Source organism: Streptomyces sp. NBC_00005 (genome assembly GCF_045160215.1).
Classification (GTDB): Bacteria; Actinomycetota; Actinomycetes; order Streptomycetales; family Streptomycetaceae; genus Streptomyces.
This window is the reverse complement of the sequence record NZ_CP108316.1, coordinates 841,252-859,849: the sequence shown is the minus strand read 5'-3', so window position 1 is coordinate 859,849 and position 18,598 is coordinate 841,252. Positions and strand designations below refer to the sequence as shown.

The following is an 18,598-nucleotide window of genomic DNA, read 5'->3' as shown; positions in this document are numbered from 1 at the left end:
CAGATGAGGGGGCGTCGAGGGCGTCAGGAGAAGCGCGCCCGGAGTTCGGCTTCGAGGGTTTCGAGGGTGCGGCCCTTGGTCTCGGGGACGTAGCGCTTGACGAAGGTGAACGAGAAGACGCCGGCCACCACGAACAGGAAGAACGTGTTGGAGACCCCGATCCCGGACACGAGGGACGGGAAGACGAGACCGATCACGAAGTTGGTCAGCCACAGCACCACGGCCGCGACGCCCATCCCGAAGCCGCGCATCCGCATCGGGAAGATCTCCGACAGCATCAGCCAGGTCACCGGCGAGATCGCGCCCTGCTGGAAGGCGAGGAAGGTGACGGTCATGGCGAGCACCGCGAACGCCCGGCCGTCGCCGGACGGCAGCACCAGCGAGAACACGCCGATCAGCAACAAGGCGGCCGTGGTGCCGATCTGACCGGTCATCAGCATCGGGCGGCGGTTGACGCGGCTCAGCAGCCAGATGCCGACGAAGGTGGCGAGAACCGAGATCACGCCGTTGGCGATGTTCGCCGTCAGGGCGCTGTCGGCGGTGAAACCGGCGTCGGTGAGGATCTGGGTGCCGTAGTACATGATCGTGTTGACGCCGGTGATCTGCTGCACGATCGCGATGCCGAAGCCCACGAACATCAACTTGCGCACCCACGGTGTCGACCGCAGGTCCTGCCAGCCGCCCAGGCTCTCCCGCTCCTCCTTCACGGCGAGCGCGGTGACCTCGGCGAGCTCGGCCTCCGCCCGAGCCCGGGACCGCACCTGCTTCAGCACTTCGAGGGCCTCGCCGAAGCGGGTCTTCGAGGCCAGCCAGCGCGGGCTCTCCGGCATGACCAGCATGCCGAACCACAGCACCACGGCCGGGAGTGTGGCGATCACCAGCATCCAGCGCCAGACACCGCCGGACTCGCCCCCCACGTTGGCGATGATCGCGTTGGAGGTGAAGGCGAGCAACTGCCCGCTGACGATCATCAGTTCGTTACGGGTGACGAGTGCGCCCCGCCGTTCGGCGGGCGAGATCTCCGCCAGGTAGACCGGCACGGTCACCGATGCCCCGCCGACCGCGAGACCGAGCACGAAGCGGGCCACGATCATGATCGCGGTGGTGGGGGCCAGCGTGGCGCCGAGCGCGCCCACGAAGAACAGCACGGCGAGGACGAGAATCGTACGGCGCCTGCCGCGCGCGTCGGAGAGCCGGCCGCCGGCGACCGCGCCGAGCGCCGCACCCAGCAGGAGCGAGCTGGTGACCATGCCCTCGGTGAAAGGGGTCAGGCCGAGGTCGTCGCTCATGTAGGGCAGGGCACCGTTGATGACGCCGGTGTCGTACCCGAAGAGCAGTCCGCCGAAGGTGGCGATGACGGTGATGAGCCGCAGTCGTTGCGACACCGCCGCGGACGGGGTGTTCGTGAGCGTCGTCGGCCGGCCGGAAGCCTGAGTCGCGTCGTTCCTGACGTCCATGTGCCGCCTCCTATCGGTTGTCGTTGGGGCGTCGGGTACCGGACAGACCGCAGCCGGCCAGGTGCTCGCGCGTGCCGACCGCGATGGGCAGCGGCACCTCGGGCGCGCACGGGTACAGGTCCTGCTCGACGATCACGAACAACTCGGCGTCGAGCTCGGCCAGTTCGGCCACCACCGCGGACGGGTCGGGCACCCCCGCGGGCGGGGAGACGCACACCCCACGCTTGACGGCCTCGCCGAACGACAGGTCCTCGGCGGTCACTTGGGCGAGGATCTCCGGGTCCATCTGCTTGATGTGCACGTAGCCGACGCGCTCGCCGAAGCGGCGGATCAGGCCGAGGCTGTCACCGCCGCCGTACGCCACGTGCCCGGTGTCCAGGCAGAGGTTCGTGTACCGGCCGTCGGACTCGTTGAGCAGGCGCTCGATCTCGGGCTGCGTCTGGATGTGGCTGTCGGCGTGCGGGTGGACGACGAGCCGTACGTCGTACTCGTCGAGCAGCAACCTGCCCAGCCGGTCGGCGGCCTGTCCGAACCCTGCCCACTGCTCGGCGGTCAGTTCCGGTGACTCGGTGAAATCGCCCGTCTTCTCGTCCCGGTACATGGGCGGGATGAGAACGAGGTGGTGGGCGCCCGCGGCGGCCGTCAGCGTGGCGACCTGGCGCACATGGGCGAGCATGTCGTCCCAGGCCTCCGGACGGTGCAGCGCGCCGAACGCGGTGCCGCCGGAAACCTGGAGCCCACGGGCGTCGAGCTCCGCCTTGAGGCGCTGCGGGTCGGTGGGGAGGTAGCCGTACGGGCCGAGCTCCAGCCACTGGTAGCCGGCCTGGGCGAGTTCGTCGAGGAATCGGGTGTACGACACCTGGTGCTCGTCCTCGGGGAACCAGATGCCCCAGGAGTCGGGGGCGGAGCCCAGGCAGAGATTGCCCACGGTGGTGCGGAGCGGGGATGGCGCCGTTGCCATGGCGTCTCCTTGGAGAGGAGGAGGGAGGTTGGGAAGAATGTTCTGGTGCGCTCTACTAGCGCGCTCTAGTCCGAGTACGATGACCCCTGTCCAAATGTCATGTCAATAGCTTGTTGCCGGGGGATTTCTCGACTGCCCGTTAAAGTGGGGCGACGTCGGAGGGCGGGTTCACAGGTGGATGCATCGGGCAAGCAGCGGCCCACGATGGCGGACGTCGCCGAGAAGGCGGGCGTCTCCCGGGCGCTCGTCTCGATCGTGTTCCGCAACCAGCCGGGGGCGAGCGAGGAGACCCGGGAGCGGGTCCTGCGGGTCGCGGACGAGATCGGCTACCGCCCCGACAGCGCGGCCCGGCTGCTGGCCCGCGGCCGCAGCCGCACGATCGGTGTGATGTTCACCGTGCACCAGACCTTCCACACGGACCTCATCGAGGGGATCTACCCCGAGGCGGAACGTCTCGGCTACGACGTGCTGCTCTCCGCGTCCGCTCAGGGGCGCAGCGAGGCCAAGGCCGTCGAGGCGCTGCTCGGCCACCGCTGCGAGGCGCTGATCCTGCTCGGCTCCGACGCGGAGGCCGCCTACCTCGACGAGCTCGGGCAGCGCGCGGTCACTGTCTCGGTGAGCCGCAGGGTCCCGCGCGCCCGCGTGGACTTCGTGCACAGCGCCGAGGGCAAGGGAGTGCGACAGGCGATGGATCACCTCGTCGAACTGGGGCACCGCCGGATCGTGCACATCGACGGTGGTCGTGGCCCCGGATCGGCGGACCGTCGGCGTGCCTACCGGGCGGCGATGCGCCGCCACGGTCTGGAGGCCGAGGTGCGGGTGATCCCCGGTGAGCACACCGAGCAGTCCGGTATCGAGACCGGACATCTGCTCCTGGCGGAGCGCGACCGGGGCCTGCCCCTGCCGACCGCGGTTCTCGCGGGCAACGACCGTTGTGCGTGGGGTCTGTTGATGGTCCTGACGCGGGCGGGCCTCGAGGTGCCGCGCGATCTGTCCGTCGTCGGATACGACGACAGTCATCTCTCCCACCTGATGCCGATGGGGCTGACCACCGTGCGTCAGGACGCGTGGCTCATGGCGGAGCATGCGGTGCGCTTCGCCGTGGAACGGCTGGAGAAGCCGGAGTTGGAACCGCGGGAGGCGGTGCTGGACCCGAAGCTGGTGGTCCGCGGGACCAGCGGACCGGCCCCGGAACCGTCCGCCTGAGAGCGGTGGACGTGACGTACGGTTCCGGGGCGCTTGGGTGGAGGCGGACCGGTTATCGCGTTCCCTTGGCGGCGAACTCGGCGACGGTGTCGGCGTTGTCCTTGGTGATGAAGGCGGGGCCGGTGAGGACGGGTGCGGTGCCGCCGCCGCTGAAGTTGCCGTTGGTCTTGTAGAGCCACAGGGCGTCGACCGCCAAGTAGCCCTGCAGGTAGGGCTGTTGGTCGACGGCGAACTCGATGGTGCCCTTCTGGACGGCGGAGACGAGTTCTTTGTTGAGGTCGAAGGTGGCGATCTTGGCCTTGGAGCCCGAGTCGGACAGCGACTGCACGGCGGTCAGGGCGATCGGGGCGCCGAGGGTGACGACCTGGTCGATGGACGTGTCCTGCTTGAGCTTGGCGGTGATCGTCGACTTCACCGAGGGCATGTCGGTGCCGTTGACGTACAGGATGTCGGTCTTGCCGGTGAAGCCCTTCTTCAGGCCGGCGCAGCGGGCTTCGAGGGCGACCTGACCCTGCTCCTGGATGACGCAGAGGGCGTGCTTGGCGCCGAGTTGGTTGAGGCGTTGGCCGAAGGCCTGGCCGGCGATGTTCTCGTCCTGGCCGAAGTACTCGAGCATGCCGAGCTTCTTCCAGTCGTCGACACCGGAGTTGAAGCCGACGACCGGGATGCCGGCCGCCTTGGCCTTGCCGACGATGCTCTTCATGGCGTCGGGTTTGGCGGCGGTCAGCGCGATGCCGTCGACCTTCTGGTCGATGGCGTTCTGGACCAGGTTGGCCTGGTTGCCGGCGTTGGGGTCGGACGAGTAGACGAGCTTGATGTTGTCCTTGGCGGCGGCGGCCTGGGCGCCCTTGCGGATGAGATCCCAGAAGGTGTCGCCGGGGGAGGCGTGGGTGACCATGGCCACCGTCATACGGGGCGTGGTGGCCTTGCCCGCCGAGGCGTCCGCACCGCCCTCCTCGGACTTCTTGCCGCCGGAACTGCTCGAGCAGCCGGCGGCGAACAGGGCGCCGGCCAGGACGGTGGCGGCCAGTGCGACGGCTCGATGGTTTCTGTGCATGTCCCTTGCACCTCGCTGTGCTCGTTGGGGTCATTTCAGGGGCGCGACGGCGGTCGGACGCCGTGCGGCGACGGGGCCGCGGTCGCCGATGCCGTGATGTCTGCGGTGGGCCGGGGCGGCCCGGCTGCGGCGCCGTGGCGGGGAGGTCCCTCATGACGTCGGTGGTAAAGGCTTGCTCGTTCCGGCGAAGCGGGCCGGTGGCCGGCCGGGCGACCGGGTGCCTTGCCCGGGTGGGGCGGAATTCCATGGAAGCTGTCAGGGGTGCGACGGCTTGGGTGTGACTGCTCGGGGTGCCCTGCTCGGGCTTTTGGTGCACTACTAGAGCGCGTCATTAGCGCGCTCTAGTAGCTCGTAACTATGGGACCGGCCCCAAGCGATGTCAATGACTTTGTCCTGACGTTCCAACAAGGTTCCGGACATCGGCCTTCCGGTCGACCGGACCCGTTTACGGGCCCTTGAACGGTGGCCGTTCGGCCGAGGTGGGCGCCCCTGCTCCGGCACGAGATTGGGATCCGGTCTTCCGTCCCAGGAGCGCGCTGATGCCACCCCAGTTCCTTCTCGCCACCACGGCCCCACAGGCGTCGGCCCCGCCGCGCACCACCCCTGTGCCGCGCCGGGCCGAGCCGGAACACCGGGCCGTACTGGACCGGCTGCACGGCCTGACCTGGCTCTACTGGCTGGGCTGCGCGGTGTTCGCCCTGCTGCTGGCCCTGACCACGACGCTCGCCACGCACCGGATCTGGGGCCTGTGCGCGGCACTCGGCTACGGCGCCGCAGCCGGGCTGGCCCGCCGGGCGCCGCGCACCGGGGAACGGCCGGCCACGTTCGCAGCCCTCGCCGGAGCGGTCGTACTGCCCCTGCTGGTGCTGATCGCGGTGGGCGCCGCCCAGTCGGAGGTCCACGTCGTCGAACACTCCGGCAGCCTGCTGCTGCACTCCGGCAGCCCGTATCCACCGCACCCCACGGAGGTCGGCGACTACAACCCGTACCTGCCAGGGATGGCCCTGTTCGGTCTGCCGCACGCGCTCCTCGGCGCCACTCCGCTCGCCGACGCCCGTCTCTGGTTCGCCGCCGTGTTCCTCGTGAGCATGGTCACCGCCGCCCGCAGCACCGCGTCGGCGGGGGAGCGCCCCGCGCGCTCGGCGGACGCCGCGCTGCTGCTCGCCGCCTTTCCTGCGGTCGCCCTGCCGCTGGCCGTCGGCGGGGTCGACCTGCCGGTGATCGGGCTGATGTGCCTGGGCCTGGCGACGGCGGGCCGAGGCGGATCCGGTACGGCGGCCGGCCTCGCCATGGGTGCGGCGGCTGCGCTGAAGTGGACGGCCTGGCCGCTGCTGCCGGCCGGCCTGGTGCTGCTCGCCGTCACGGCCGGCCGTAAGCCCGCGATACGAGCAGCCCTGGTGTCGGCGCTGATCGCTGTCCTGGCCGTGGTGCCCGCCGCCTTCGCGAACCCGGCGGCCTTCATCCAGCACGTGGTGCTCTTCCCGCTCGGCCAGGGCGCCGTCCGCTCGCCCGCGAGCAGTCCCCTGCCCGGCCATCTGCTGGCCACCTACGTCCCCGGTGGGCACGCCATCGCCATCGCCGCGCTCGCCGTCGCCGCCCTGGCGATCGGGGTGTCGCTCGTCGTCCGGCCGCCTCGGACGGTGCTTGCCGCAGCGGACCGGCTGGCCCTCGGACTTGGGCTGGCCATGTGCCTGATCCCGGCGACGCGCTTCGGCTACCTCGTCTACCCGCTGGTCCTCGCGGTCTGGTTCCGCCGGGCACTGATGCGCCCCAACGAGTGTTCTCTCCATGGCGGTTGTGATCATCACAGTGCACAAGCGGGGTGACGGCGGCGGACCGGATCGGGCCTCGCGGCGCCCAGTTCACGGAGACGAACGGCCGGCGCCGGTGGAGACCGGTGGCTTCCTTTCCACAGGACTACGGCGGCGGGAGAGCCACCCCACACGCATACACCCGACAACGTACGCCCGGACCCCGGACCCCGGATCCGGACCGTGGAGCGGAGGCGAGGCCAGTGGCCGCCGGTGGCTCCACGACGGCCAGGTGGGCGGGCCAGGTCTGCTCCAGGCAGGCGGGTCCAGGTGCGGCCAGGTCTGTTCCGGGCAGGTGAGCCCGGGCGCGGTTGGGCCTGTGCCCCAGCCGCGCGCGCCCTCGTCGAGCAGCGCGGCCGCGGCAGGACCTCACCGATGCAGTACGTATCCGCCCCCGTCGGAGATCACGGAGATTGTGGAGATCACGGCGCACCCGGTGCCGCGCCACCCCCGTGCATCCAGGCCCGCGTGCCGAACGAGGCACACGCCTGCGAGGCCACCGCGGCCGCACCACGCAGGGCCGCGACGAAGCCCTCCGACGTCAAATGCCCCTGAACGGCGAGGTGATGAGCGAGGGCTCCGTGCAGGACGTCACCGGCCCCCAGCGTGTCCGCCACACGGGTCGTCGGCACCTCCACCGTGCCACCGCCGTCGGGGCCCGCCCACACGATGGGCTGCCCTCCCCGGCTGACCGCCGCCCAGACGACCCCGTGCTCCCGCAGGAACCGCAGGGTGTCCGATGGCGTGCTCGCGCCGGGCGGGTGGAAGTCGGCCGAGCAGACGGCCACGTCGACGAACGGCAGCAGGTTCCGCGTGCCGTCCTTCCAACTGCCCCCGTCGAAGACCGTCGGCCGGCCTGCGGCACGCGCGGAGCGGGCCGTGGCCAGCGCCAGTTCCCTGTGGTGGCCGTCGAGCTCGACGATGTCGCAGGCCGCCACCAACGCGTCAAGATCGTCGGGCGGGGCGAGCCGATGGCCCGTCGCATTGGTCGAGGCGACGGCACGTTCCCCGCTGGACGCCGTGACCACGATGGACGACACGGCGGGCGGCTCCACCGAGTCGGCTGCCAGGTCCGACACGGCCACGCCCAGCCGGTGGAGGTCCGCCGCGACCCCGAGTCCCAGCGGATGGGAGCCGATCGCGGTGAGCAGCCTGGCCGTACCGCCCAAGTGGCTGAAGGCAGCGGCCGCGTTCGCCGCCGGACCGCCCGCCGCGACGACCTGTTCATGAGCCGTCAGTTTCTCGTTGGAAGCGGGCGCATGGTCCACGAGCTGGATGACGTCCAGCGTGCACAGGCCGACGAACAGCCCTTCAGGACGTCGCTTCGTCGCCGGCTCCACCCACCAGCACCTCCTCCTGCCCGGGAACGCGGCCAGTGTACGAACCGACGGGGGCGCCAACGAGACGAGCCGGGCGCCGCTCGGGCAGGGGTCCGGCACAGCCGGACGACCGCCGGACAGGCTGGAGTTTGAGCGGGAGTGTCTTCACGTTGGGCGGTACCTGACGTGCGGTGCGGCACTTCTGAGGGTCAGATGGATTCCGTGCGAAGATCCATATCCCCCCAGCATGGCCGCCCGCGCCTGCGTCTCCTCGCCGCCCTGGCCGGCCTCCTCCTCACCCTGTCCGGACTGTCGGCCGCGCCCGCGGCGGCCGAGCCAGTCCCCGTCCCTGTGCGCGGCAGCGCCTACATGGGCATCGGCGTCAAGGCCCACGACGGAATCGCCGGTCCGCCCGAGACCGTGGCCCCGACCGCGCGGGTCAGCCAGGCCGAGGGCGTCGACGTCGCCAGCTACCAGGGCGATGTCGCCTGGCCCGCCCTGTGGAGCAGCGGCGTCAAATGGGCCTACACGAAGGCCACCGAGGGGACGTACTACACGAACCCCTACTTCGCCCAGCAGTACAACGGCTCGTACAACATCGGCATGATCCGCGGCGCCTACCACTTCGCCACCCCCGACACCACCAGCGGCACGACACAGGCCAACTACTTCGTCGACCACGGCGGCGGCTGGTCCAAGGACGGCAAGACCCTCCCCGGCGTCCTCGACATCGAATGGAACCCCTACGGCGACGCCTGCTACGGCAAGTCCCCAAGCGCCATGGTCACCTGGATCCGCGACTTCCTGATCCGCTACAAGGCCCGCACCCACCGCGACGCCGTCATCTACACGGCCACGGCCTGGTGGACCACTTGCACGGGCGGCTACAGCGGCTTCGGCGCCACCAACCCCCTGTGGGTCGCCCGATACGCCTCCTCCGTGGGACCGCTTCCGGCGGGCTGGAAGTCGTACACGATGTGGCAGTACACCTCGTCCGGACCGATGGTGGGTGACCACGACAGGTTCTACGACAACCTCGACAAGTTGCGGAAGTTCGCGACTGGTTGAGGATCCGCGGCCGAACAGCGGCGTGGGCGCGTCCGGTCACCGCGTCCAGTAGAGGATGTTGCGGAAGCGGGCCTCGGCGCGGCCCGAACCGTGGTTGTACACGCCGTTCTTGAAGTAGCGGGTGGCGGGGCCCCGGTCGGCGACCGTCAGGACCAGGGAGTCGTCGAAGTAGACCTTGATGGTGCCGGTCCCGCTGCTCGCCTCGTGGGCGATCTTGACGTTGAACCAGGTGTCGTACGCGTTCGTCCTGAGCACCGTGCCGTCGTAGCGCCGCACGGTGCCGCCGCCCGTGTCGTAGACGTTGAGCATGATGTCGGTGGCCGGGGTGCCCGAAGGGTGGACGCTGCGCAGGATCTGGACGAAGGACGCGCCGTCGGTGCCGGACGGGAGGTAGACGTCGGCGTCCCACATGTGGTCGCCGGTCTTGTAGTCGACCTTCCAGCGCATCTCGGTGCGCGGATCGGTCGAACTCCCTTCCTCGAACGGCTCGTCGGTGGCGTACACCCACATGCGGTGGACGCCGCCGCTGTCGCTGTGCCGGTCACTGAGGTCGAGGTTCCAGGGCTTCTGCCAGCTGTAGCCGAACGAGGTCTTCGTCCAGCCGTCGGTCGGGTCGGCGGTCGGAGCCGCGCCGGCGAGGGGAGTCGGCGGCAGGGCGAGCGCGGCGCCGCCGGCCAGCATCCCGACCCCCGCCCGTAAGAGGGATCTCCTGTTCATGGCGTGTCCTTTCCTGGTGTGGAGCCGGTTGCACTGACAGTCCCGGCAGCACGGAGGGAACCTCAATACATCGGAGGAGTCAAGGACTTCGGTCAGGCTTGAGTTCCGTCTGGGTCCGGTCAGGTCCATTGACAGGTACACGAGGCGTGCCTAGGTTCGCCGATACACCCGATGTATCGAGGATCTTTCAGACCTGGAGCACAACGGAGGGATCTCATGGCGGTTCCGATCAGGACCGCGGTCGCCGCGCTCTGCGCCGGGCTGGCGGCCACACTCTGCTTGACCGGGCCCGCGCGGGCCGACCAGAACGTCGGCTCTCGCCCGCACATCTGGGCGGTGTCCGGCCCCGAGCGCGCCGCGGCGGCACCCGAACCGCGAGCGCGGGTGTCCCTGGACGACACCACCGGCACGCTGAGCCTGTCGGTGACGCGAGGCGGCCGTACGGTCATCGAGCCGTCGCCCGTAGGCATCGTCACCGAACAGGCCGACTTCTCTCAGCACTTGCGCTTCCTGCACCGCAAGGACCGGGTGGTCGACGAGCGTTACCGGACCAAGTCCGGCAAACGCCTGGACCGCCGGGTCCACATGAACGAATCCCGCATGTCGTTCGCCACCCCCGCGGGCGCTCGGCTCGACCTCGTGGTCCGTGCCTCCGCGGACGGCGTCGCCTACCGGTACGTCCTGCCCGCCGGCTACGGCGACGTGCTCGGCGAGACCTCCGCCTTCAATCTGCCACCGGACGCGAGCGCGTGGCTGAGCACCTACCGGGTCGACAACGAGGGCCCGTTCGCCCAGTACACCGCGGCGACCGCGCCCACCGGCGAGTACTCGGACCAGGCGCTCTTCGCGACCGACGGCGGCTACACCCTGCTCGCGGAATCCGACCTCACCGGCGCGTACTCCGGCGCCCGCCTCGCCCACGACCAGGGCACCGGCAGCTATCGCATCAAGCTCGCCGACGACCGGGTCCACACCGACGGCCAACTCGCCACCCCCTGGCGGGCGATGGTCACCGGCGACCTCGCCACGGTCACCCGGTCCACCTTCACCGACGACCTCGCGCCCGGCTCCAAGGTCGCCAACTCCTCCTGGATCCGGCCCGGCACCGTGCTGTGGACTTGGCTCGCGGGCGGCAAGGAGGCCGGCCAGAGCCTCGCGGCGCAGAAGGCCTACGTCGACTACGCCGCCGAGCGCGGCTGGCCCTACGAGGCCGTTGACGCGGGCTGGTACTTCAAGAGCGACGCGTGGGACACCACCGACCCCAACTGGCAGACCGACAGCTGGATGCCCCAACTGGTCGACTACGCACGGGCCAAGGGCGTCGGGATCATCGTCTGGATCCACCAGCGCGACCTCGACACACCCGAGGAGCGCGCCCAGTGGCTGCCCACTCTGGAGCGCTGGGGGGTCAAGGGTGTCAAGATCGACTTCATGAACTCCGAGGCGCAGTCCATGCTCCAGTGGTACGACGCCATCCTCCCGGAGACGGCCGCCCACCACCTCATGGTCGACTTCCACGGCTCCACGATCCCCAAGGGCATCCAGCGAACCTGGCCGCAGGTCATGAGCCTGGAGGGCGTCGGCGGCGAGGAGAAGCGGACCAACACCGCCGCCCACCTCACCACCCTGCCCTTCACCCGCAACGTCATCGGCTCCATGGACTTCACCCCGGGTGCCTTCCAACGCGTCGGCCTGCGCCCCAACTCCGACGCAGCCGAGGTCGGTCTCACCGTCGCCTACGAGTCGGGCCTGCAGATGTTCGCGGGCACCCCCGAGTCGTACGACGCCCGACCGCTCGCCCGGGCCTACTTCGACCAGGTCCCCGCCGCGTGGGACGACACCCGGCTGCTCGCCGGACGACCCGGCCAGGACGCCGTGCTCGCCCGCCGCAGCGGAGACCGCTGGTTCCTGGGCGGTGTGTACGCCGGCGCCGCCCACACGGCCACCGTGCCGCTGTCCATCGGCTCGGGACGATGGCTCGTGGAGACGATCCGGGACGGCGCCGACGGGCTCGTCCAGGACCACCAAGTGCTGCGCGGCGGCGACAAGTTCGACGTCGACGTCGTAGCCAACGGCGGCTTCGCCGGGATCGCCTGCCCCTGGCACCCGGGCGTCACCACCTGCTACCGCTGAGCGCTCCGCCTTCCGGGGCGAGCGTGACCGACCCGGGGTAAGGGTGAGTGACCCGGGGTAAGGGTGAGTGACCCGGGGTAAGGGTGACCGACCTGGGCCGACGGGCCGGTGCCCCAAGGGAGTTGTGGCCCTTGGGGCACAAGGGCGGTGCGGGTCACGCCTACCGGTGGGGGCCGCACCGCCCGGTGATCAGCCATGCACGGCGTTGAGGATGGCGGCGAGCCTTCCGGGTGCGCTGATCATTGCCATGTGGCCGGTGTCGAGATCGACGACGTCCGGCCGCAGCTGTGCGATGGATCGCTGCTGGAGTTCCTCGACGTAGCACTGGTCCTGGGTGAGGTGCACGTACGTCCGGGGGATGTCCCGCCGGTAGCCGTCGAGGTTCACGGTCTCGCTCAGCAGGGCGGCCGCGTCGTCGGTCAGCCGGTCCAGAGTGGACGTGGCGGTCGTGCCGTCCATGTCGTTGCACAGCAGCGCGGCGGCGCCTTCGCGGGTCTGGTGGTAGACCCCGCCGGCGATGGACTGTTCGACCAGTTCCCGTACGCCGGGATCGATCTGGTCGAGCACCCTGGTTCCGTGGGGAGGTACGACGGCCGACACGAGGACGACCTGACGGATCCGCTGGGGTATGAGGTCCAGGACGCGCGGCACTGTGACTCCCGCGAAGGAGTGGCCGACCAGCACCACGTCCTGCAGATCCTTCGCCTCGACGTCTTCGCGGACTGCGTCGGCGCAGTCGGAGAGTGTGACCGTGCCCAGCTCGACGTCACTTCTCCTCCCGCGGCCCGGAAGGTCGACGGCCACGGCTTCCGCGTTCAGGTGGGGGAGCAGTTCGTCCCAGCAGTTCGCGCCGAAGCCGGCGCCGTGGATCAGGACGTACGACATGGGCAACCCCTTTGTTGTCGGCTCTGAGGGATCTTGGCTGCATTCAGGGTGACGTGGAGCCGGCCTTGTCCTTCGCCGGGCCGCACGGCAAAGGCGGTGTGACGAACACGCCGTCGTACCCCGGCCGTGACCGTCATACGGCGGTTGTCGGTGTGTGGGAAGCACCGGTGGTACGGGAGGCGCGGCGCCGGGTCAGACGGGTGCGCAGGCCCAGCCTGCCGCCGGTCACGACCAGGGCGACGATCAGGACGAGCCCGGTGAACAGGCTGGGGGCCCACTGCGCGGAGGTCGCGAGACCCAGGCCCACCGTCCCGGTGCCCAGCAGCAGGATCGCGATGACCGTGCCCCATGCGTTGAAGCGGCCCGCGCGCAGCTGGGTGGCGCCGACGAAGGCAGCGGCGTACGACGAGAGCAGATACGGCGTGCCGGCCTCGGGGGAGCCCGAGCCGATCTGCGAGGCGAAGACGACGCCCGCGAAACCGGCGATCGCCGAGGACGTGACGAGCGTGAGGAAACGGAGGCGGTCGGTGGGCACCCCTTGCAGCCGTGCCGCCTCCGAGTTGAAGCCCGTCGCGTACAGCCGGCGCCCGGTCGCGGTGTGCTCCAGCACGAACCACAGCAGGACCGCCACCGCCAGGAGATAGAGCACGGGGATGGTGAATCCGCCCGCGCTCTTCTGCGCGATGCCGGAGAAGGGTTCGCGCAGGAGTTTCACGCTCGTGATCGTCGTGCCGTCGGTGAACATCGTGATGAACGCCTGAATGAGAGACCCGGTCGCCAGAGTCGCGATGAACGAGTCCACGCGCAGCGTCACCACGACGATCCCGTTGATCACGCCGATCGCCAACGCGGTGCCCATGGCGAGGGCGATGGCCCCGCCGGCCCCGATGTCCGTCGACACGATCACCTTGGCGGTGATGACTCCGGTCAGCGACATCGTGTAGGCGAGCGACAGGTCGAAGACACGCGCCGCCAGCGGGGGCACCACGCTCAGCGCGACCAGACCGGCGACCGCGTTGCTGTTGAGCACCTGTTGGAAGGTCGACCAGGTGGGAAAGGTGTCCGGCGCCCAGAAGGAGAACACCACGATGATCGCGATCCATACGTAGACCGCCCCGATGTTGGTGAACGAGAGGGACGTGAGCGCACGGCGGGCCGGTGAGGTGCGGGTCGGCGGGGCCGGTGGCTCCTTTGCCGGTTCGTCGAGGGTCGGACCCGTGTCGGCGGGTTCGGCGGCGGTGGTGCTCATTGTTCTGTTCCTTCCATGGCATGGACCAGCGACGGCTCGGTGATGGCGGCCCCGTCGATCTCCCGCACGACCCGGCCCTCGCGCAGGACGAGGACGCGGGTGCACAGGGCGAGCAGGTCGCCCACGTCCGAGGAGGAGACGATGACGCCGAGCCCCTGGTCGGCCTGTGCCCTGATCAGGTCGTAGAGCTGGAGCCGGGTGGCGATGTCGACGCCGGCCGTCGGTTCGCACAGCACCAGCACGTCGGGTTCGAGGGCCAGGCAGCGGGCCATGACGACCTTCTGCTGGTTGCCTCCGCTGAGCGTGGTGATCGGGGCGTCCCGGCCGGCCGTACGGATCCCGACCCGCTCCACCCAGTTGTCGACGAGCGCCGCCTCATGTCGGCCCCGCAGGACACGCCGCGTGCGGAGCCGGGACAGCAGCGGCAGTGTGAGGTTCTCGGCGACGCTGAACTCGCCGATGACCCCTTGGGCGGGCCGGTCGGCGGGCACGAGCGGGATGCCGAGCCGGGCCGCCCGGGAGGCGTCGGACCATTCCTGCGAGCGGGCGGGGCAGCGCAAGCGTCCGTGCGCCTCACCGGTCCAGGCGCCGGTGACCACATACGGCAGCACGTCGTGCCCGGATCCGGCGAGCCCGGTGACGCCGAGCAACTCTCCCCGGGCGAGAGTGAAGTCGAGGTCACGCAGGGGTCCGGCCGTCAACTGCCGTGCCTCCAGGGCCGGTTCGGCGGAGGAGGACGTCCCAGCCGAGACCTGTGGGCGCCCGCAGGGGCCCGTGTCCTCACCGGCCATCAGCGAGGCGAGCGACTGGGGTGTGAGTCCGTGCACCGGGCGGGTGGCGATCCGGCGGCCGCCCCGGATGACGGTCACCCGGTCCGCGATCTGGAAGATCTCGTCAAGGCGGTGCGACACGTACAGCACGCTCGCCCCGCCACGGCGCAGTTCGCGCACGATGTCCAGCAGCTTGGCCACCTCGCTCGGGGGCAGTACCGCTGTCGGCTCGTCGAGCACCAGCAGGCCCTGGTCGCCGTCCCAGCCCTGCAGCGCCGCGGCGATCGCCACCACCGTGCGTTGTACGGGTGTGGCGTCGACGAGCGGGCGGCGTACGTCGATGTCCAGGCCGAAGCGGTGCACGAGTTCCCCTGTGCGGCGCTCCTGCTCGCCCCAGCGGATGTTGCCGAACCGGCTGCGGGCGAAGCCGCGACTGAGCGCCAGATTGTCCATCGCGCTCAACTCGCCGACCAGGCCCAGCTCTTGATGGACGAAGCGGAGCCGGTCGTGGTCCGTGCCCAGGTCGAAGGGTTCGCCGTCCAGCCGGGCATCGGCTCCCGCGTCGGCCTGGTGGTAGCCGGCGAGAATCTTGATGAGGGTCGACTTTCCGGATCCGTTGGGCCCGACCAGGGCGTGGATCTCGCCCGGCGCGATCTCCAGATCGACGTCCTGGAGTGCCTGGGTACCGCCGAACCGCTTGGACAGGCCGGTGATGCTCAGCACCGGCCGGGCAGTCACCGCGGCCGTCGGTGCGGCGCCGTTCCCGGGGGCGTTCACGATCCGCTCCGTACGGTCAGGCCGTCGGCGGCGTTCGCCGGGATCGCGCGACCCCGGACGAGATCCGCGATCCGTTCCGCGGCGGCGATGGTGGGCAGGTTGGTGTTGGCCCGCGGCACCTCGGGGAAGACGGAGGCGTCGGCGACCCACAGCCCGTCTACGCCGAGCACACGGCCGGCCGGGTCGACCACCGTCCGTGGATCGGCGGGGTCGCCCATGCGGCAGGTGCCGCAGATGTGGCCGGTGTCGCCGATGGTCTCCAGCAGCCAGCGGCCGATGGTGGTGTCGTCCGAGAGGGTGTCGACCCCGCTGCCGGTGAGGTCGACGGCGATGTGCTCGAAGGCGGCGTCGAACGATCCCGAACGCACCAGCTCCAGGCAGTGTTTGACGCCGTCGCGCATGCGGGTCAGGTCCCCGGGGTCGCTGAGCAGGTTCTGCTCGATCACCGGGTGCACATCCGGGTCGGGCGAGGCCAGACGCAGGGTGCCGCGGGAGAACTCCTGGTTGGCCCACAGACAGAGCAGCCCGGGACCGCCGGAGGTGCTGCCGCCGCCCGCACCGCCCCAGGTGCCGCGAGCGCCGTCGGCGACCAGGTGCGAGTCGTTCATGTCGGGCAGCGCGAGCGTCTGGTTGATCGACACGACCATCATGTCGTTCTCGCCCGCGCCCGCGAGACCGGACGAGTAGCGCACACAGCAGTTGGTCTGCCGCGCGTCGATGTCCGGCCGCACCTCGGGGCGCGGATGGAGCCAGAACAGCGCCAGTGGATGTTCCTGCATGCCCTCGCCGACCGGCAGCGCCGCCACCCGCCCGCCCGGTCCGATGCCCGAGCGCAGCAGGATCGCGGGGGAGTGCACGGCCCCGGCGCACAGCACGACCCGCCCTGCGCGCACCTCCGTCCACGCGCCGCCCATACGCACCCGTACACCGACCGCACGGCCGTTTTCGACCAGCACCTGGTCGACCGTCGTGTCGCCCATGATCCGCAGGTTGGAACGCTGCCGGGCCGGCTCCAGGTAGGCATCGTTGGTGGTGACCCGGGAGCCGTCGCGGGAGTTGACGCCGTACGGCGAAACACCGGTGCCCGTAGGCCCGTTGTGGTCTTCGCACCACGGGTGGCCGAGCCCCAGTGCGGCCTCTGCCAGCGCGTCGTCCGCGGGGCCCCACGCCTCGCGTCCCAGCCGCTGGACCGGGATCGGCCCGTCCGCGCCGTGCCAGGGCCGGTCGCCGAAGTCGGCGTCGCTCTCCAGGCGCCGCAGGTACGGCAGCATCTCGTCGTACGACCAGCCGGGGCAGCCGTACGACGCCCAGCGGTCGTAGTCGTCGGGCAACGCGCGGATGGCGATCATGCCGTTCACCGACGACGAGCCGCCGAGGCCCCGGCCGCGTAGGTGCGGGCGGCGTTCCTGCGCGGTGCTGCGCCGCGACTCCAGGGCGGGCCACTGGAACTGCCCGCACGCCGAGTCGTCCAGGGCCCGCCAGCCGTTCATGCTGCGCAGCTGCGGCGGCGCCTCGGCGGAACGCCAGTCCACTCCGGCCTCCAGCAGGACCACCTCGGCGGCGGGATCCTCGCTCAGCCGGGCGGCCAGCACACATCCCGCACTGCCGCCGCCGACCACCACCCAGTCGGCCTCGATCACCGCTCCCATCAGGAACCCACCTTCATCCAGACGCTCTTGGGCACCGTCAGGTCGTCCAGGGCGGCGGCGCCGAGCGCGCGCCCGTGACCGGACAGCTTCACCCCGCCGTAGGGCACCGTCGGGTAGACCATCTGGTACGTGTTGACCCACACGGTTCCGGTGCGCAGCGCGCGGCTCGCGCGGTGGGCGAGCGAGAGGTTCTCGGTCCACACCCCGGCGGCGAGTCCGTAGTCGCTGTCGTTGGCGATCGCGTACGCCTCGTCCTCGGAGCCGAAGTCGAGCACCGACATCACCGGGCCGAAGATCTCCTCCCGGGCGATGCGCATGTCGTTGCGCACCCCGGTGAACACCGTCGGCTGGTGGAAGAAGCCGACGTCTCCGTGCCGTTCGCCGCCGAGGACGAGCTCGGCGCCCTCCGCGCGGCCGATGTCCACATAGCTCTGGACGCGCGCGAGTTGGTCGGCCGAGACGACCGGCCCCATCTGCGTGGCGGGGTCGAATCCGGAGCCGAGGCGCAGGTCGCGCGAGCGGTCGAGGACCAGGGAGACGAACTCGTCGCGGATGTCCCGGTGCGCGAGGACGCGGGTGGCCGCGGTGCACACCTGGCCCGAGGCGCCCCACACGCCCATGGCCGCGGAGGTGGCGGCGGCCTCCAGATCGGCGTCGGGGAAGACGATGAAGGCGCTCTTCCCGCCCAGTTCGAGGCTGACCCGCTTGACGCGCGCGGCCGCGGCCGCCTGGATCGCGCTGCCTGTCGCGACGGATCCGGTGAAGGAGACGGCGTCGACCTCCGGAGCGGTGACGAGGGCCGCGCCCACGGTCTCGCCGAGGCCCTGGACCACGTTGAAGACGCCCGGCGGTATGCCCGCCTCCAGTGCCAGCTCCGCCATCAACACCGCGCTCAGCGGGGTCTGTTCGGCGGGTTTGAGTACCACCGCATTGCCCGCCGCCAGCGCGGCGGCGACGAAACCGAGGACGAACGTCGGCCCGTTCCACGGCATGATCATGCCGATGACGCCGATCGGCTCGCGCATCTCGTACACCGCGAACTCGGAGGGGACCGCGGGGATCGTCCCGTGCAGTTTGGTCGGCCAGCCCGCGTAGTACTCGACGCCGGCGACCGCGCCGTCGACGACGAAGGTCGTGTACCCGCGCAGCAGCCCGGCGTCGATGACGTCGATCTCGCCGAACAGGTCGGCCCGTTCGGCGAGCAGCGCCGCCAGCCGGCGCAGCCGGCGCTCCTTCTCCAGCGGTGCCAGCAGCCGCCAGCGGCCGTCGTCGAAGGCGGTGCGCGCGGAGCGCACGGCCGCGGTCACGTCGTCCGACGTGCCGGCGGCGGCCGTGGCCGTCCGGATGCCGGTGGCCGGGTCGATCACCGGCATCGTCGCTCCGTCGAGGGCCGGGACCGTCTCGCCCTCGATGACGTGGCCGAAGAGCGGCCGTCGCAGGGTCTTCACGGTGGATTCGGAAAGGGCGTGGGGGTAAAGAGCCGGATCGGCCGACTGGACGGTCATGTGATGACTCCCATCTGCGCGTCGTCGCGCGATC

Annotated in this window: 14 protein-coding genes; 4 read left to right on the top strand and 10 right to left on the bottom strand. The window is 70.6% G+C overall.

Translation table 11 applies throughout. The features are described from left to right. Positions 1–23: 23 nt before the first annotated feature. Positions 24–1,457 carry a sugar porter family MFS transporter gene (locus tag OG303_RS04345; RefSeq protein ID WP_405864891.1) on the bottom strand — a complete coding sequence of 478 codons (1,434 nt, stop codon included), beginning with the start codon at positions 1,455–1,457 and terminating at the stop codon, positions 24–26. Positions 1,458–1,467: 10 nt separating this feature from the next. Next, positions 1,468–2,418: a TIM barrel protein gene (locus OG303_RS04340; protein WP_405864889.1), complete on the bottom strand. Its 951-nt coding sequence runs from the start codon at positions 2,416–2,418 to the stop codon at positions 1,468–1,470. Positions 2,419–2,622: 204 nt separating this feature from the next. Here OG303_RS04340 and OG303_RS04335 point away from each other — a divergent pair, with 204 nt between their 5' ends. Further along, a complete protein-coding gene (locus tag OG303_RS04335; protein ID WP_405864887.1) occupies positions 2,623–3,624 on the top strand; it encodes a LacI family DNA-binding transcriptional regulator in 1,002 nt (333 codons plus the stop codon). A gap of 52 nt (positions 3,625–3,676) precedes the next feature. On the opposite strand, the gene OG303_RS04330 is transcribed toward OG303_RS04335, so the two are convergent. Then, complete coding sequence (locus OG303_RS04330) at positions 3,677–4,681, bottom strand: sugar ABC transporter substrate-binding protein (RefSeq protein ID WP_405864885.1); 1,005 nt, start codon at positions 4,679–4,681, stop codon at positions 3,677–3,679. A gap of 539 nt (positions 4,682–5,220) precedes the next feature. On the opposite strand from OG303_RS04330, the gene OG303_RS04325 reads away from it, so the two are divergent. Next, a complete protein-coding gene (locus OG303_RS04325; RefSeq protein ID WP_405864883.1) occupies positions 5,221–6,507 on the top strand; it encodes a glycosyltransferase 87 family protein in 1,287 nt (428 codons plus the stop codon). Positions 6,508–6,914: 407 nt separating this feature from the next. On the opposite strand, the gene OG303_RS04320 is transcribed toward OG303_RS04325, so the two are convergent. Beyond that, on the bottom strand, positions 6,915–7,832 hold the full coding sequence (locus OG303_RS04320) for a PfkB family carbohydrate kinase (RefSeq protein WP_405864881.1): 918 nt from the start codon (positions 7,830–7,832) through the stop codon (positions 6,915–6,917). Positions 7,833–8,024: 192 nt separating this feature from the next. On the opposite strand from OG303_RS04320, the gene OG303_RS04315 reads away from it, so the two are divergent. Then, positions 8,025–8,879, top strand: a complete 855-nt coding sequence (locus tag OG303_RS04315) for a lysozyme (RefSeq protein WP_405864879.1) — start codon at positions 8,025–8,027, stop codon at positions 8,877–8,879. A gap of 36 nt (positions 8,880–8,915) precedes the next feature. Here OG303_RS04315 and OG303_RS04310 read toward each other — a convergent pair whose 3' ends face one another. Next, a complete protein-coding gene (locus tag OG303_RS04310) occupies positions 8,916–9,596 on the bottom strand; it encodes a polysaccharide lyase family 7 protein (RefSeq protein ID WP_405864877.1) in 681 nt (226 codons plus the stop codon). Between the two features lie 216 nt (positions 9,597–9,812). On the opposite strand from OG303_RS04310, the gene OG303_RS04305 reads away from it, so the two are divergent. Continuing rightward, entirely contained in the window at positions 9,813–11,729 is a 1,917-nt protein-coding gene (locus tag OG303_RS04305; protein ID WP_405864875.1) for a glycoside hydrolase family 97 catalytic domain-containing protein, read from the top strand. Between the two features lie 189 nt (positions 11,730–11,918). Here the strand turns inward: OG303_RS04305 and OG303_RS04300 are convergent, their stop codons facing one another. The 5 genes from OG303_RS04300 to OG303_RS04280 form a co-directional block, all read right to left on the bottom strand. Further along, a complete protein-coding gene (locus OG303_RS04300; protein ID WP_405864873.1) occupies positions 11,919–12,614 on the bottom strand; it encodes an alpha/beta fold hydrolase in 696 nt (231 codons plus the stop codon). 133 nt (positions 12,615–12,747) lie between these two features. Then, positions 12,748–13,863, bottom strand: coding sequence for an ABC transporter permease (locus OG303_RS04295; protein WP_405864871.1), 1,116 nt, complete (start codon positions 13,861–13,863; stop codon positions 12,748–12,750). After that, positions 13,860–15,410, bottom strand: coding sequence for a sugar ABC transporter ATP-binding protein (locus tag OG303_RS04290; protein WP_405864869.1), 1,551 nt, complete (start codon positions 15,408–15,410; stop codon positions 13,860–13,862). Before OG303_RS04290 ends, OG303_RS04295 begins: the two co-directional genes overlap by 4 nt. Next, entirely contained in the window at positions 15,407–17,059 is a 1,653-nt protein-coding gene (locus OG303_RS04285; RefSeq protein WP_405864867.1) for a GMC family oxidoreductase, read from the bottom strand. The genes OG303_RS04290 and OG303_RS04285 overlap by 4 nt, the downstream gene beginning before the upstream one ends. Further along, positions 17,059–18,564 carry an aldehyde dehydrogenase family protein gene (locus OG303_RS04280; RefSeq protein WP_405864865.1) on the bottom strand — a complete coding sequence of 502 codons (1,506 nt, stop codon included), beginning with the start codon at positions 18,562–18,564 and terminating at the stop codon, positions 17,059–17,061. Before OG303_RS04280 ends, OG303_RS04285 begins: the two co-directional genes overlap by 1 nt. Between the last annotated feature and the right edge of the window lie 34 nt (positions 18,565–18,598).